The following is a 15,303-nucleotide window of genomic DNA, read 5'->3' on the forward strand; positions in this document are numbered from 1 at the left end:
TCAGAATGTGGTGCGGGGTCGTCTCAAGCAGTTGGTTGTGCGCGGAAGTCGCAGCAATGGGAGTGCAGGTCCGCGCCGGGTCTGCCCGCACCAGAGCCCTGGGCTGTGCCCGTGCGGGGTGATGCAGGGGGCGGTGCGCTGCACGCCAGGGGACCGGCATCGACCGTCCAGTGAGGTGTGGTGGCAGAAGCACGGTCAAGCAAGCGGGGATGCTGCCTTTCAGGGCACGTCACGCCGTGCGAGGGCTTCAGCGATCGGTGTGCCGCTGCGCTGCGCGTACGTCATCCGTTCACGTATCTCGCGCAGCTTCCGAGGTCGGTACCCTGGCCCTCCGCAGCAGTGGTGCTCCCCCTTCCCGTCACGGCCTGCGATTGACACAGGCCTCGCCGGGAGCGCCTCGGCAACAAGACACTCCCCGCAAGCACATGGAACTGCCCGGGTTCGAGGCCGACAGCGCGGTCCGGTTCCTCGCCCGGCGTCTCGGCCGATCGGTCACCGCACCGGGCTGATGGTGAGCGGCAGCGCCGTCCGGCCCCCAGCGGGCGTCGTCGGCACGGGCCGGACGGAAGCCGCCTACCCGCCTGCCCCGCGACGCACAGGATCAGCGGCGCCGAGCGTCCTCTGCGTCTCGGTGTTCCGCAGACCGAAGCGCGCCAGGTAGCGGCCGAGCCGTTCCGGGCCGTCGGCGGCCAGACCGATGTGGTGGTCGGGGCGGATCAGGAACAGTCCTGTGCCGAGTTCCCGGGCGAGCGGCCCGTCCGTCACCTGGTGTGTGCGGATACCCGCCGTCACCGCGGGCGGTGCACAGTTCACCGCGAGCAGCGTGAAGTGTGGGCCTCTCAGCAGATCGAAGAGGTTCCGGCAGGGGCCGTCGGCGGTGACACACGCGAGGTCGGGCACGCGGTCGCCGGCCTGGACTCCGGCCGGAGAGCGGCGTTCGCGGGCGTCGACGGAAAGCTCACTGCCGCGGTAGTGCACCGACAGCAGATGGCAGACCCGCCCGCGGTAGCGGGACTGGTCACCGTCCTCGGGCTTGCGACCGGCTCGGTAGAGGCGGGCGCTGAGGTCCAGGACGCCCGCAGCGGCGGGCCGACGCTCGGCCTCGTAGCTGTCCAGCAGCGTGTCCGGGGCGTGGCAGGCGATGACCTGGCCGAGCTTCCAGCCGAGGTTGTAGGCGTCCTGCACGCCGATGTTCAGCCCTTGGCCGCCGCCGGGCGGGTGGAGGTGAGCGGCGTCCCCGGCGAGCAGGACGCGCCCTTGGCGGAAACGTTCGGCCAGTGCGGTGCGGGGCCGGTAGAACGAGCACCACCGCACGTCCGTGACGGCGTCCGAGGGTAGATGGGTGCGGGCGGCGACCAGACTGCGCACGGTCTCGGGCGTCGCGGTGAACTCCTCCCCGGTGATCTTGGCGTTCAGCTGGAAGTAGGCCGTTCCGGGCAGCGGGCACAGCAGCAGTTCCCCGGGCGGGTCGTCGGGCCAGATGTGCCAGTGGTCTCGGTCCAGGCCCCTGACCCGTACGTCCGCCACCACTGCCGAGCGCAGCCCTCGATCCTCACCCTTCATGGCGATGCCCAACGACTCGCGCACCGCGCTGTGGCTGCCGTCGGCGCCCACCAGGTACAGGGCTGTCATCACGCGGCGGCCCCCGTCGGACCGCGCCACCTCGGCCGTCACGTGCGTGTCCGCCTGAGTGAGGGAAGTGAGCCGGGCACCGCACTCCAGGGTTCCGCCCAGCTCCAGCAGCCGGTCGCGCAGGATGTCCTGCGTACGCCACTGGGGGACCAGCCACTGCTGCGGGTGACGTGACACCGGGGCCTCGGGGTCCGGCTCGATGAGCTGCCACTCGCCTTGGCCTTCGCCGCCGCGCCAGGTCTGCATGGGAGGGAAGGCGGCGCCGGCCGCCTTCAGCGCGTCGTCGACGCCCAAGTCGTCAAACGTCTCCAGCGTGCGTGCCTGCAGACTCTTGCCGCGCGAACCGGCGGAAAGCTCGTCGGCCGCCTCGATGACATGGGTCCGCACGCCGCGCCTGGCCAGATCGCAGGCGAGGGTGAGGCCGGTCGGTCCGCCGCCGACGACCAGCACGTCCACAGTCGGCTGCCGTGGTGTCTGAAGGGTGGGATCGGGCACGTCTCCCTGCTTTCTGCCGTCTGACCGGCACTGGATGCACGGAGCGGCGCTCTGCCGCACTATGCGAAATGTCCCCCACGGGCCGGGCGGCCGTGGCCCGAGTCCACCGGTTCCGCCCACATGGCCGCACCGCCGCGCGCGCTCAGGAGTACAGGAGTACATATGGCTCACCCCGCCGCCTGCCCCTTCGACTTCAGCGAGGACCTCGCCTTCGACCCGTCCCTCGCACAGCTCATGGCCAGCGGCCCGGTCAGCCGTATCCGACTGCCCTACGGCGAAGCCGAGGCGTGGCTGGTCACCACCTTCGACGGTGTACGTCAGGTGACGACCGACCCCAGGTTCAGCCGGGCCGCCATCGTCGGACGGGACTACCCCCGGATGACCCCCGAGCCGATCGTCTCCCCGGAGTCGATCAACGTCATGGACCCCCCGCGGAGCACCCGGCTACGCCATGCCGCCGCACGGGCCTTCACACAGAGCAGCGTCAAGCGCATGACGCCGGCCATCGAACAGGTGGCCCACCGGCTCGTGGACGAGATGGTCGAGCACGGGCCGCCGGCCGACCTGGCGCAGGACCTGTCCGCGCAACTGCCCAACCACACCATCTGCGCCCTGATGGACGTACCCGCCCCGGACCGGCCCCTCATGCTGCGCCACACACAGCAGATGCTCGCCACCGCGCCCGATGCCCGGCAGGCGGCGGCCGAGGCCAAGCAGCACCTGCGCGCCTACTTCACCACGCTGGTCGCCGAACGGCGCGAGGACGGGAGCAGCGACCTCATCAACACCATGGCTGCCTGCGACCAAGGGGAGGAGCCCCTGAGCGACGACGAGCTGGCCGTCCTCGCACTGACTCTCATCCTCAGCGGCAACGACACAGCCACCTGCCAGATCAGCAACATCGCCTACACCCTGCTCACCCGCCCCGAGCTTCGCACCCTGCTGCGGCACCGCCCGGAACAACTGCCCCGGCTGCTGGACGAACTCCTGCGGCACATCCCCTTCCGCAAGGGCGTCGGCATCCCGCGCGTCGCGCTGCAGGACGTGGAACTGGAAGGAGCGGTGATCCGTGCCGGTGACTTCGTCCACGTCTCCTACCTCGCGGCCAACCGGGACCCGGCGGTGTTCGCGGACCCTGACGTCATCGACGTCCACCGCTCCTCTCATCCCCATATGACGTTCGGCTGGGGCGGCCACCACTGCATCGCCAGCACACTCGCCGTCGCGGAACTCAGGACGGCGATCGAGGTCCTCTTCACCCGCCTCCCCGAGCTCCGCCTCGCGGTACCCGCCCAGGACGTCCCCTGGGACACCCAGACCATCCGTCGCTTCCCCGTGGAGCTGCCCGTGACGTGGTGAGGGCGCGGACTGTGGGCCCGTCGGCCAAGAGGTCGTCAGCCCAGGCGGGTGAGCCTGTCGATGAACGTGGGCTCCGCAAGCCGGCTCCGCACCGTCACCGGGACCGACGGGGCCTGCGGCCCGCTGCCCACCGTCAGCGTGCCGACCTCGGTGCCGGCCGCGGCGGTGCGGGGAAGCGTCTTGCCGTCGGCGCTCAGGACGGCACTCAGCTTCTGACCGGGCACGCCGATGACTTGGAGGTCCTTCGCGGCCACCAGGGGCGTGCGCCGGCCGAAGCCGTCGTCCAGGTGCCCGACGACCTGGCCCTCGGACACGACGGTCACGGACCCGAGACCCGTGCGGACGGCCGCGACGACCTTCTCACTGTTGGACTTCACCAGCTTCAGGCTCTTGGTGGCGTTGGGGTCGGGTCCGTCGACCCGTTGGCCCATCATCGAGCCGAGGATCAGCGGCGTATGCGAGCCGACCGTCTTGTACGCGGCCCACACCAGTGTGCCGCCCGCCGGTGTGCTGGAACCGGTCTTGATGCCCCTGATACTCAAACCGGCGAGCAGCAGGCTGTCGTTGTTGTTGTACAGCGGCTCGGACAGCCCCTTGATCGCGGCGTTCGGCATGGCCACGATCGCCCGGAACACGTCGAACTTCATGACCGCCTCCGCCAGCTTCAGCTGATCGACGGCTGTGCTCACGGTCCTGGGGTCCAGCCCGCTCGGATCGGTGTAGGTGGTGTCGTCCATGCCGAGGTCCTCGGCCGCCGCGTTCATCTTCCCGACGAAGGCCGCAGTGGAGTCGCCACCGCCGTCCCACCGGGCCAGCAACCGGGCGATGTTGTTGCCGGACGGGATCATCAGCATCTTCAGCATGTCCTGCTGACTGAACGTCGCCCCGGCGGTCAGGCCTTCGATCCGGGATTCGTGCTTGGCCTTCCCCTCTTCGACGGCCTTGGCGTCCACCGCGATCCGCGGCCCCTCCTCATCCTGCTTCAGCGGATGTTCCTTGAGGATGACGTACGCCGTCATGATCTTCGCGACGCTGGCCGTCGGCGCGGGCTTCTGCTGACCGAACACGGCGACCTGGCCGCTGCCGGGAATGCGCACCGCGCCCTGCCCGTGGTCCGGCCACGGAATCTCGAAGCGGCCCGGCAGCACGTACGAGGCCCTGGCGCCGCCCAGCGCCGGTTCCGGCAGCGGCCGCAGCACCTGTACGCCGATGAACACCACGGCCAGCAGCAGGAACAGCGGAGTCCAGATCTTGATCCGCCGTACGAGGGTCCTGGCGGGGGTCTCGGTCGGCGGGGGAGTGTTGGTGAGCTGCGCGAGCAGATCGAGCGGCGGGAGCGGAGCTTCCCGTGTCCGCTCCGGGTCGGCTATGTCGCGGCGTACGTCCGGTGAGGGAGCGGGCGCAGGTGCAGGCACGCGTAGGGAGATGGTTGGCTGGGGCTCCGGCTTTGACTCCGGCTCTGGCTGTGACTCCGGCTCTGGCTGTGACTCCGGCTCCGGCTGTGACTCCGGCTCTGGCTGTGACTCCGGCTCTGGCTGTGACTCCGGCTCTGGCTTTGACTCCGGCTCTGGCTGTGACTCCGGCTCTGGCTGTGACTCCGGCTCTGGCTGTGACCCCGGCTCTGGCTTTGACTCCGGCTCCGGCTGCGACCCCGGCTTCGGCTTTGACCCCGGCTTCGGCTCTGTCTCCGGCTCCCGTTTCGGCTCCGGTGAGGGAGCCACCGCTTCCCCGCCTCCGTCCCCGTCCCCGGCGTCGGCATCGGCGGAACCCGCGTCGATGTCCAGCACGTCCGCAGGCGCGGACGCGGACGCGGACTCGGACTCGGACGCGGGCTTGGAGTCGGACGCGGGCTTGGAGTCGGACGCGGGCTCGGACTCGGGCGCGGGCGCCGCCTCCCGTTCCAGCTCGGCGTGCGGTTCCGCTTCGGAGGCATCGGGTGCGGCATTCGATTCCGCTCCACTTCGCGCTTCCTGCTCCGGTTCGGTGTCCGGTTCGGCCTCGTCGGATGCCGGCTCGGCGTCGGTGTCACGCTCGGCCGCGGGCTCAAGCTCGGGCTCAGACCCAGACTCGGGTCCCAGTCCGGGTCCCGGTCCCGGCTTCGGGGCAGGCGCCGCCTCCTGCTGCGGTCCGGCCTCCGGGCGGGCTTCCGGGCGGGCTTCCGGATCTTCCGCGGAGTCGGTGTCCGAGCCCGCCGCATCCGCTGGTTCCCGGGAAGGGGCAGCGGAGCGCGTGGGCTCGTCGGCGGTGTCAGGCCCCTCCGCCGGTGCCCTGTGCCCGTCGTCAGGAGCCTGCTCACCTTCCGGCCCCTGGGCGGACGTCTCATCAACGGGTACCGCGTTCATCCTTGGGCCCTCTTACCTGCGTCTGACCATGTCGCGTACTGAGATGATCGAGCTGGCGGAAAAGTTGCCCATCACGGGTTCCTGTTGCGATTCGGTCATATTCGCTCCGCGGCGGGGAGGCGCGACGGTAGCGAGCACCGCCCTTCGCTCCGGCCTTCACGGTCCTCGCGGTGCGGCGGTGGTGACGCCGCCCCACCGCGAGGAGTGCATGCACGCGGCGGAAACCTGGTGCTAGAAGGTGAGGTTCCAGGTGTCGATCCGCCCGGTGTCCTGTGTGGCCGTGTCACGGACACGCAGTTTCCACGTACCGGAGGCCGTCTCCGACGAGGCGTCGACCGTGTAGGTCTGCACCACGTCGTCCCCGCTGTCACGGTCGGCGAAGTCCTCCAGGGCGTAGACCGTTCCGTCAGGGGCGACGAGCGAAAGCACCAGGTCTCCCCGGTACGTGTGTTTGATGTCGACACCGACCTTCAGCGCGGCCGGGGCGTTGCCCGTCACACCGGTGACGGTGATCGGGGACTCCACCGTGGCGTTGTCGGCGACGGTGACGTCGGCGGTGTTCTCGAAGTATGGGCCGGGTTGCGGAACGGTCCCGCCGATGGCCTTCAGCGCGTCGACCTGACCCTCCCCGAAGAAGGCGTTCTTCGCGGTGGTGCCGGTGCAGCGGCTGTCGGACGGGCACGCGATATCGGTGGCCTGGGTGCCCAGCCGTGCGCGGAGCTCAGCGGGGGTGGCGGCCGGATCGGCACTCTTCAGCAGCGCCGCCACACCGGCCACATGCGGTGAGGCCATCGACGTGCCGTTCATGTTCCCGTACTTGCCGCCGGGCAGCGTCGAGTAGACGCCGTAGGCTCCGTCGCCGCCCGGGGCCGCGACGTCGATGACGTCCCGGCCGAGGTTGGAGTAGGACGCCTTGATGTTCCCGTTGCCCATCGCCGCGACGGTCACCACGCCGGGCAGTTCCGTCGGGATGTCGACGCAGGCGTTGGTGATGGTGCGGTTGACGGGGGTGGAGTCATTCGGGCTGGAGCTGTCGGTGCGCTTGTTCGCCAGGTCGTAGTTGGAGTTGCCCGCTGCCGCGACCTGGAGGGAGCCCTTGCCCTCCGCGTACTCCTGCGCCCGGCTCACCCCCTCGATGATGGCCGCCTGGTCCGGGTCGTCGGGGCAGTTGAACATCCACGGGTCCGTGTAATAACTGTTGTTGGTGACGTCGAAGCCTCGGTCACCGGCCCACATGAACCCACAGATGGTGTTCTCGGCGAAGAACATGCTCGTACCCGGCTCCGCGATGCGCACGGAGGCGATCTTCACGCCCGGAGCGACGCCCACCACTCCCCTGCCGTTCTTGGCGGCGGCGACGGTGCCTGCCACGTGTGTGCCGTGGGTGCCCACGTCGCGCCAGGCACCGGCCCGGGTGTCGGCCTTGCCGTAGGCGCAGGAGAGGGAGTTCGCGGCGTCGAAGTTGGGCGCGATGTCCTGGTGCCGGTCGTCGACGCCGGTGTCGAGTACGCCCACCGTGACGGACGGCGAGCCGGTGCTGACGGCCCAGGCCTTGTCGGCTTTGATCCTGGTCATGTCCCACCGCGCGGTCTCGGTGAGCGTGGTGGCCGACTGGGGGGGAGCACTGGGGAGGGTGGGGGAGTAGGCGTCCGCGGGGACGTCCGAGGTGCGGGTCGCGCCCACCTTCTGCACGCCCGTGACGGAGCGCATGGCGGTGGCGAAGCCGGCCGAAGCGGAGTGTGCGACCACGACGCCGATCGCGTCGTAGTGCGCGAAGACGGAACCGCCGTTCGCCGTGACGGCGTTGCGTGCGGCCGAGGTGTCACCGGGAGCGGTGATGACGAGGTAGGAGCGGGTGCCCGCGGCCCATCCGGCGGCGGACTGGGCGGGCGTTGCGGCGCGGGCCGCGGCAGGGCCGGGGGGAAGGCCGGTGCCCAGGTCGGCGGCGCCGGCGGGCGTGGCGAACGCGAGAGCCGCTCCGGCGGCGGCGACGGACAGCAGGGACCGTCTGAGACGGTGCCGGGATATGCGGGGGGTTGTCACAGCATCCTCCGAGAGCCCGGCGCGAGGGGTGGCAGCGACCGGGCCGTGGGTCGATTGGGTCGACGCAAGATCTCAGAAGTGGGCATGACAAGGGAAGAGGGCTCAGCACCTCAATCGCCCGGCCCCGATAAATGGTTGGCCACGCTCCGGATCGATCCGCCGTCCCCCGGACTCGACCCGAGTGGCGGCGCCGCCGCTGCACCCGGCCCCAGCGGCCCCCGATCGGGCCTGTGTCTCGGCGTGGGCCGACCGGTTGCACCGCCCCTCGCCATCAGCAGCCAGGACGGCGACGAGCGCCATCAGCGACGAGCGCCATTCAGCACGGACATGCAGGCGGACACAACGGAATCCGGCTCGGGGCGGGGCAGGCGGCCGGGTGAGCGCTCGCCGATTCGCGCCGGGGTGACCCGGGGCCGCTGTCGCCCGCCTGAGGCACCTCAGGCGGGCGACAGCGCGTCGAGCCGGGGCGATGGTGAGGCCCCAGGGGTCGCACGCTGTGTGTTCGGTCGTCGCCGACGGTCGCGCGGTCAGTAGCCGTAGATCATCTTGTACGCGACCTCGGGGAGGAACTGTCCTGCCGAGGTCCCGCTTCCGACGCCGCAGTTTCCGTCGGACTCGCCCGGAACCTTGATCCACAACAGCATCTCGGCGCCGCCGCCCAGCTGAGTGGCGGAGCCGATCCGACGGCCTGCCGGGTTGCACCACTGGCCGTTGGAGCCGTTGCCGTTGCGGCTGGTGTCCACGACGAACGGCTTGGTGTAGCCGTAGCGGGAACTCAGTTCCCGGTTGACGGCGTTGCCGTAGGCGGTGTTCTCGGCGGTGCCGATGTAGTTGGAGACGTTGAGCGAGAAGCCGTGGGCCTGCCGGAGGCCGGCCTCGTGGAGGCGCCGGGCCATGGTCGCCGCGTCCACCCAGCGCGGGTTGCCGGCGTCCATGTACACCCACGTGTTGGGGGCCTGGCGGCTGAACTGGGCCAGGGCGCCGGTGAGCATGTTCTCGCGTTCGTCGATCTGCGCCTGGGTCATGCAGCCGTAGTCCCCGAGGGAGTCCGGTTCGAGGATGACGATGGCGGGGCGGTTGGCGATACCGCCGGCGAACTGGGCGATCCAGTTGGAGTAGGCGGACGGCGAGGCCGCTCCGCCCGCGGAGTGTCCGCCGCAGTAGTCGCGGTTGTAGATGTTGTAGGCGACGAGGAGGGGCAGCTTGTCGACGCGGTCCGCCGCTCCCGCGTACGCCCCCGTGGCGGTACCGATGGCGCCGCTCCAGGAGCCGAACCAGCGGGCCGTCGGGGTGTTGGCGATGGAGGCGTTGATCGCGGCGGCCCGGCCGTCGCCGGGGTTGGCGGCCGCCCACCTCTTCGCACTGGAGTCGGGGTCCGCATAGAACCCACTGGTCATGGTGGTCGGGTCGGCCGCGTGTGCGGACGGTGCGGCAGCGAGCGCCAGCGGCAGAGCGAGGAGTGTCGCGGCGAAGGCACGGAGTCTGCGGCGCATGACTGAACCTCAACTTCCTGGCAGGGATGTCGCACCTCCGGTCCCGAGCGTGCGACCTGAGCAGAGTGGTGAAGCGCCATGCAGTGGGAGCGCTCCCATTGGAAGCGGTCCCAGCAGCACGGGGAAATCGTCGGGGCGTGCTCGGTATGGTCTGGCGGGGTAGTTGAGCTGTCAAGGGCCATTGCGGAACCTGATGCGCTTGGCGAGAACAGGTCTGCTGCCCAGAAGTTGGAAGCGCTTCCAGTGGGTGGTCACAGGGGCCCTGGTGGGTGGCACTGCCGCGGGCCGGAGTGAGACGCTTCCCGTCCGATCGTGAGGGAAAGGGTCGTGCTCCATGGCAGAAGGTGCGGCGCGTCGGCAGCCGACGCTCCTGGAAGTGGCCCAACGTGCCGGTGTCTCCCTGTCGGTGGCCTCCCGTGCCCTCAACAACGCTCCGCATGTCAGCCGGTCCAAACGCGAGGCGGTCGAACGGGCCGTCCGGCAACTGGATTACGTGCCCAATCCGACCGCACGCGCGCTGGCCACGCGTCAGACGGGAGCGGCCGCCCTGGTCGTCTCGGGAGAGGATCCGTCGATCTTCGCGGATCCGTTCTTCGCCCAGGTGATCGTGGGGGCTTCGCAGGCTCTGGAAGAGGCCGAGCTGCATCTGATGCTGTGTCTGGCCGCTTCCGACCGGGGCCGCAAGCGCGTGGGAGAGCTCCTGCGGTCCAAGGGCGCCGACGGCGTCATGCTGATGGCGCTGCGCGAGGGAGATCCGCTGGCCCGTATGGCCGAGGAGGCGGAGATGCCCGTCGTGTTCGGAGGGCGGCCGGTCGGTTCGGCCCCCCGGTGGTACGTCGACGTCGACAACGTCGGTGGAGCGCGCGAGGCGACCGAGTACCTGGTGTCGCGTGGCCGGACTCGCGTGGCGGCGATCTGCGGACGTCTGGACACCGAGGCCGGCCGCGCACGGTACCGCGGCTACCGGGACGCCTTGCTGGCGGCCGGCCTCGATCCGTTGCCGCCGCGGGAGGGGGACTTCACCGAGCCCAGCGGAGCCGCCGCCATGACCGTCCTGCTGGCGAACCACCCCGATGTGGACGGGGTCTTCGCCGCCAACGACAACATGGCGGCGGGGGCCCTGCGCACGTTGCGTGCGGCCGGCAGGGCGGTGCCCGCCGACGTCGCCGTGGTGGGCTTCGACGACCTGGCCCTCGCCCAGGTCGCCGATCCGCCCCTCACCACCGTCCACCAGCCCATCACGGCTCTCGGACGAGAGATGGCGCGCATGCTCGTCTCGCTCATCGACGGGCAGGACCCCACACCGTTGATCCTTCCCGCGCGTCTGGTGACCCGTTCCAGCGCTTGACCTGCCCGCACGCACATCCTTGATGCGGTCTCGCAGCCGCGGGCGGCGATCGTGAACGGCTGGTCATGACCGGTGACGATCATCTCGCCGTGGCCGGTCCCCGAATCCGGACGGCTCCCGAGGGGGACGTGACGTGGTCGGCCGGGCGAACGTATCCCTCCCGGTGCGCCAGGGTGCCCAGAACCAGGCCACGCCGGTGGCGGTCCAGGAGAGGAAGCGCGCCTCCGCACTGCAGCCGAGAGGGTCGGGGCGCGGCACTGCATTCCCCATGTCGTCGAAGAAGGCATTCCGCACTCGACGTGGATGCGGCGGGAAATTAGTCCAGTGTTGAACATTTCTCGGCGTCTTTGCTCTTCACGCCGGCCGAGCAAACGGGCTGTGTCCTCCGGACGGGCACAGCAGATCATGCGGTCAGCAGCGAGAATATTTCCGGCCGTCCTCGGGGAGCCGATCATTCCGCCCGGTGAGTGAGATTTGCAGTCCCGCGGTCACGCGATCAGCGATCAAGAAATGCTCGCCTTCTCTCACAGAACCGCATGACAGAGGCCTTGCACCGGCCCGATCCTCCTGACAGTGTTCGGGGGTCGGTTCTCGGCATTGCGTCACGGGGGAGACTCGATGTTGTCCACCTTTCCGATGGCCCACGACTCTTTCCCGCCTCGTCCCGTGGTTCGCCGCGCCGCCTGACGTCATCCGCGTACGGATGACTCGTACGACAGCCGGCCGGTCCACCGGGGGTTTGCTGAGGAGGGAGAGCGATGGACCACATCTCTGCGTCCGTGGAGAAGCCGATACAACAGCACTTTCGCCGCCCGGATTCGCAGCTCGGCGTGCTCTTGTCGGAGATCACCCGGGTGCCGATAAGCCGAATCATGGTCGCGGGTTCACTCCGCACGGTCGGGGAGGACCCACGGCACATCAATGTGCTCGCCGAAGTGTGCTCCGAACTGCCGCCGATCGTGATACATCGAAAGACGATGACGGTCATCGACGGTGTGCACCGGCTCAGGGCGGTGGAAAGCAGCGGCGCCACACACATAAGCGCCGTGCTCTTCAACGGTGACGAGCGAGAAGCCTTCGTGCTCGCGGTCAAGCTGAACAGCAACCACGGACTGCCGCTCTCCCTGGCCGACCGCAAGGCCGCGGCCCTCCACATGCTCGCCGACTTCCCGGAGTGGTCCAACCGGCGGCTGGCGGGAATCGTCGGCCTGTCGGACAAGACCATCGCAGCGCTCAGGCGAAGGTCGGGTGCGGAAGTTCCGCACCCGACCGCAGTGCGGCTCGGGCGGGACGGGGTCGCCTACCCGCTCGCGGCGGCCGATGGCCGCCGTCGCGCGCTGGAACACCTCGCCGCGCATCCCGACGCGTCCGCGAAGGAGGTGGCGCGCGCCGCGGGCATCTCGCTCACCACGGCGAAGGACGCGCGAAAGCGGCTGCGGACACACCAAGGAGAACCGCCGACGACGGCGCAGCCGAGCGACGTGCCGGTCCCGGGCGGTGGGACCGGTCACCCAGCCGGCGCGAAGCGTTCCAGGCCGCACCCGGCGGGCGCGGATCTGTCGCTGGCGGTCCACCGGTTGCGGGCGGACCCGTCGCTTCGGTTCACCGAGGTGGGCCGGAGGCTGCTGCGGACCCTGGAACCCTCGGCCACGCAGCCACACGACTGGGCGGCGATGGCGAGCAGCATTCCGATCCACTGCGCTCCTTTGATCGCCGAACTGGCACGGCACCACGCCGAGAGCTGGCAGCTCCTGGCGGAGTCGTTGACGGAACGGATGAATTCTCGCGACACTGACGCCTAGATGTCCGGTCGGTTCATCAGGCACCGTTTCCCATGCCTCGGGTCCGGCGCCTTCCGCTGGAATCCGGCGGCATCTTCTCTGCGCTTCATACTGCCGCGCGTCTGAACGCCGGCCCAACAGATCCGGCTGCACTCGGGGCTTTTCCTGCGCGTGCGCTGCTCCTTATCCGGCGACTGATCTTTTCGAAGTGCTCTGGTCAAGGATGGAAAAGGCTTTCTGGGCCGCGGCTGCAATCGTTGAATCCGCGACTTGCGATACGCACGGTTGCGCGGCGCTCGAACGCTTTGTACGCTGACTCACACAATAGGCACAACGGGGGAGCTGGGGGAACGTGACTTCGTATAGTCCAAGCCGTACCGGGCATGAACAGTCGCCCGTGGCTCAGTCCGTTGTCCGTAGCGGTACACCATTAAGCGGTTCATCATTATCGGAGATGTCAACGCATTGGTATAACTTCCTGGGAGATCTGCCCGGCCCCATGCCGGAGGTCAGGGATTCCGGAAGCCCTACCGCAGCGGAGATATCCGCGAAAGTCCGGCCGCGAATCCTCATCGAGCAAAACAGCCCGGACGAGCAATGGACTGCGATACCCGGACCCGTCGTGGAACGGCTGCGGCAATGCGGCCGGCCGACACCGCTGCACCGGGCACACCGCCTGGAAAAGCAGCTCGGTACGGGTGCGAGGATCTACCTCAAGCGTGAAGACGTCCTTCCCAGCGGGAGCTTCAAGCTGAACACCGCGATAGCCCAGGCGTACTACGCGGCCGAAGAGGGGCGGACCACCCTCGTCACCGAGACGGGGGCGGGCCAATGGGGAATGAGTGTCGCGCTGGCGGCCAAGATGTTCGGTCTGCGGGCCGAGATCTTCATGGTGAGGTGCTCGCTCGAGCAGAAGCCCTACCGGCGGCATTACATGGAACTCCTCGGGGCCCAGGTGCGGCCGTCGCCGTCGCGTCACACAGCGATCGGACGGAAGATTCTCGCGGAGAACCCGGGCCACCCCGGCAGTCTCGGCACTGCCATCAGCGACGCGATCGAGCATGCTCTGGACGATCCCTCCGCCGCATATCTCGCCGGCAGCGGCATGCCGCACGTCTACCTTCACCAGACACTGCTCGGGCTCGAGGTCGCGCAGCAGCTCAAGGACATCCATGGCGAGGACCTGGGCATCGACGGGCGCGGTGACCACCTCATAGCGTGCTCGGGTGGCGGAAGCAATCTCTGCGGTCTCATCGGCCCTCACTTGCGGGCCAAGGCCGACGGAGCGGACCTCCGCTTCCTCGCCGCGGAATCCACGGCCGCGCCTCGGCTCACCCAGGGCCTCTACGCCTACGGCCGCACCGACCTGGGCGGATTCACGCCTGAGGTGCTCGGCTACACCATGGGGGAGAGCTTCATCCCACCGCCCAACCACGTCGGTGGCCTGCGAAACCACCACAGTTCCGCCCTGGTCAGCCTGCTGCGGCGGGAGGGTGTCCTGGACGCCGTCGCCTTCGACCAGCGGACGGCGCTCGAGGCCGGCCGGCTCCTGCTGCAGACCGAGGGCCTGCTGCTCGCCCCCGAGGCCGGTCACGCGGTCGCCGCGGCCCTGGACGTCGTGGCCAAGGCCGACGCGGACCACCTCGAACCGGTGATCGTGGTCCTCGCCAGCGGCGCCGGCTTCCTCGATCTGCAGGGCTACAACGAAGTCCTGCTCGACGCATAGCCGCACCCTCGCTCACGGCATCTCCGCACCCGGTGATTGGGAAGCCATATGCGCTTGGCGACATTTCAGCCCCAGCTCGGCGTTCATTGCGAGACGACCACCCTGCGCAACATGCTCCACCAGGCCGGCGTCGACATATCCGAAGCCATGCTGTTCGGCCTCGGCCAGGGGATCGACTTCCAATACCGGGACGCCCCGGACCCCGGTCGCGGCACCCCGATGCTCACCGGCCGGATCGAGCCCGCCCTGCTGTCCCGCAACGCCTGCGCGGCCCTCGGTGCGGAACTGCGTGAATCACGCTCACCCGACGCGGAATCCGCCTCCACAGCAGCGGCGCAACTGCTGGACGCGGGACATGTCGTGGGAGTGTCCGTGGACATCTTCCACCTCGACTACTTCAAGTCCCGGAGCCATTTCGCGGCGCACTACATCGCGCTGTACGGACTCGACGACACCCTCGCCCATGTGGTCGACACCGAACAGCAAGGCGGAGCGCAAACGATTCCGGTGGAGTCGCTGCGCCGGGCCCGCGCCTCCGACGAAGGATTCATGCCCTCGCCCCATCTGCACCTGTACATCGAACGGCTGCCGCCGCGGCTGGCCACCGACACCGACGCGGTGCTGCGCGAGCAGATCTGGAACGCCATCCGGCTCACGGCGGAGCGGATGACCGAGGACCGCGGAGCGCGCTTCGGGATCCGCGCCATGCGGCGAGCCGCTGTCGAGATCTCCGGATGGAGCGACACCCTCACCTCCGCGGACGAGACGGTGGCGGAAGTCGGTCGCTTCTGGCGCTTCGCGGGAACCGGGGGAGCGAACTTCCGCAAGCTCTACCGCGAGTTCCTGCACGAGGCGCGGCAGCGGTGCGGGGACAGCGAACTCGACCCCTACGTCCAGGGCTTCGGCGATGTGCAACGCCAGTGGGACCAGGCGATCGACATGCTGATGGCCTACCCCGGCGCGGACCGGCGACAGCAGCTGCATGCCGTCGCGGCCCGGCTGGACGCCATAGCCGACGCCGAACAGGCCCTCTTCGAGGGGCTGCTCATACCGGCCGCCAAACGGGCGGGTGAGCCGGCTTGAC

9 protein-coding genes and 1 pseudogene are annotated in these 15,303 nt (G+C 69.4%); 5 read left to right on the forward strand and 5 right to left on the reverse strand.

What is annotated here, in order from left to right; translation table 11 throughout:
- Positions 1-219: 219 nt before the first annotated feature.
- Together QNO09_RS15085 and QNO09_RS15090 are read right to left on the reverse strand one after the other, a co-directional pair.
- Positions 220-345, reverse strand: a pseudogene (locus QNO09_RS15085) (deoxyxylulose-5-phosphate synthase); the annotation flags it as partial.
- A gap of 228 nt (positions 346-573) precedes the next feature.
- Positions 574-2,127, reverse strand: a complete 1,554-nt coding sequence (locus QNO09_RS15090) for an FAD-dependent oxidoreductase (protein WP_283970685.1) — start codon at positions 2,125-2,127, stop codon at positions 574-576.
- Positions 2,128-2,289: 162 nt separating this feature from the next.
- Here QNO09_RS15090 and QNO09_RS15095 point away from each other — a divergent pair, with 162 nt between their 5' ends.
- Positions 2,290-3,486 carry a cytochrome P450 gene (locus tag QNO09_RS15095; protein WP_283970686.1) on the forward strand — a complete coding sequence of 399 codons (1,197 nt, stop codon included), beginning with the start codon at positions 2,290-2,292 and terminating at the stop codon, positions 3,484-3,486.
- A gap of 35 nt (positions 3,487-3,521) precedes the next feature.
- Here the strand turns inward: QNO09_RS15095 and QNO09_RS15100 are convergent, their stop codons facing one another.
- The 3 genes from QNO09_RS15100 to QNO09_RS15110 form a co-directional block, all read right to left on the reverse strand.
- The gene (locus QNO09_RS15100; RefSeq protein ID WP_283970687.1) at positions 3,522-4,901 is read right to left on the reverse strand and encodes a D-alanyl-D-alanine carboxypeptidase family protein; all 1,380 of its coding nucleotides are present in this window, start codon (positions 4,899-4,901) and stop codon (positions 3,522-3,524) included.
- 1,158 nt (positions 4,902-6,059) lie between these two features.
- A complete protein-coding gene (locus QNO09_RS15105; protein ID WP_283970688.1) occupies positions 6,060-7,871 on the reverse strand; it encodes a S8 family peptidase in 1,812 nt (603 codons plus the stop codon).
- A gap of 527 nt (positions 7,872-8,398) precedes the next feature.
- Positions 8,399-9,364 (reverse strand): glycoside hydrolase family 6 protein, encoded by a 966-nt coding sequence (locus tag QNO09_RS15110; protein ID WP_283970689.1) that lies wholly within the window; start codon positions 9,362-9,364, stop codon positions 8,399-8,401.
- Positions 9,365-9,698: 334 nt separating this feature from the next.
- On the opposite strand from QNO09_RS15110, the gene QNO09_RS15115 reads away from it, so the two are divergent.
- The 4 genes from QNO09_RS15115 (at position 9,699) to QNO09_RS15130 (ending at position 15,302) form a co-directional block, all read left to right on the forward strand.
- Positions 9,699-10,712 carry a LacI family DNA-binding transcriptional regulator gene (locus QNO09_RS15115; protein WP_283970690.1) on the forward strand — a complete coding sequence of 338 codons (1,014 nt, stop codon included), beginning with the start codon at positions 9,699-9,701 and terminating at the stop codon, positions 10,710-10,712.
- Positions 10,713-11,470: 758 nt separating this feature from the next.
- Positions 11,471-12,514 carry a ParB/RepB/Spo0J family partition protein gene (locus QNO09_RS15120; RefSeq protein ID WP_283970691.1) on the forward strand — a complete coding sequence of 348 codons (1,044 nt, stop codon included), beginning with the start codon at positions 11,471-11,473 and terminating at the stop codon, positions 12,512-12,514.
- 433 nt (positions 12,515-12,947) lie between these two features.
- On the forward strand, positions 12,948-14,219 hold the full coding sequence (locus tag QNO09_RS15125; protein ID WP_283970692.1) for a TrpB-like pyridoxal phosphate-dependent enzyme: 1,272 nt from the start codon (positions 12,948-12,950) through the stop codon (positions 14,217-14,219).
- A gap of 48 nt (positions 14,220-14,267) precedes the next feature.
- Entirely contained in the window at positions 14,268-15,302 is a 1,035-nt protein-coding gene (locus tag QNO09_RS15130) for a BtrH N-terminal domain-containing protein (RefSeq protein ID WP_283970693.1), read from the forward strand.
- Position 15,303 lies beyond the last annotated feature (1 nt).

Origin of the sequence: Streptomyces sp. 378 (assembly GCF_030124145.1) — a bacterium.
Classification (GTDB): domain Bacteria; phylum Actinomycetota; class Actinomycetes; order Streptomycetales; family Streptomycetaceae; genus Streptomyces.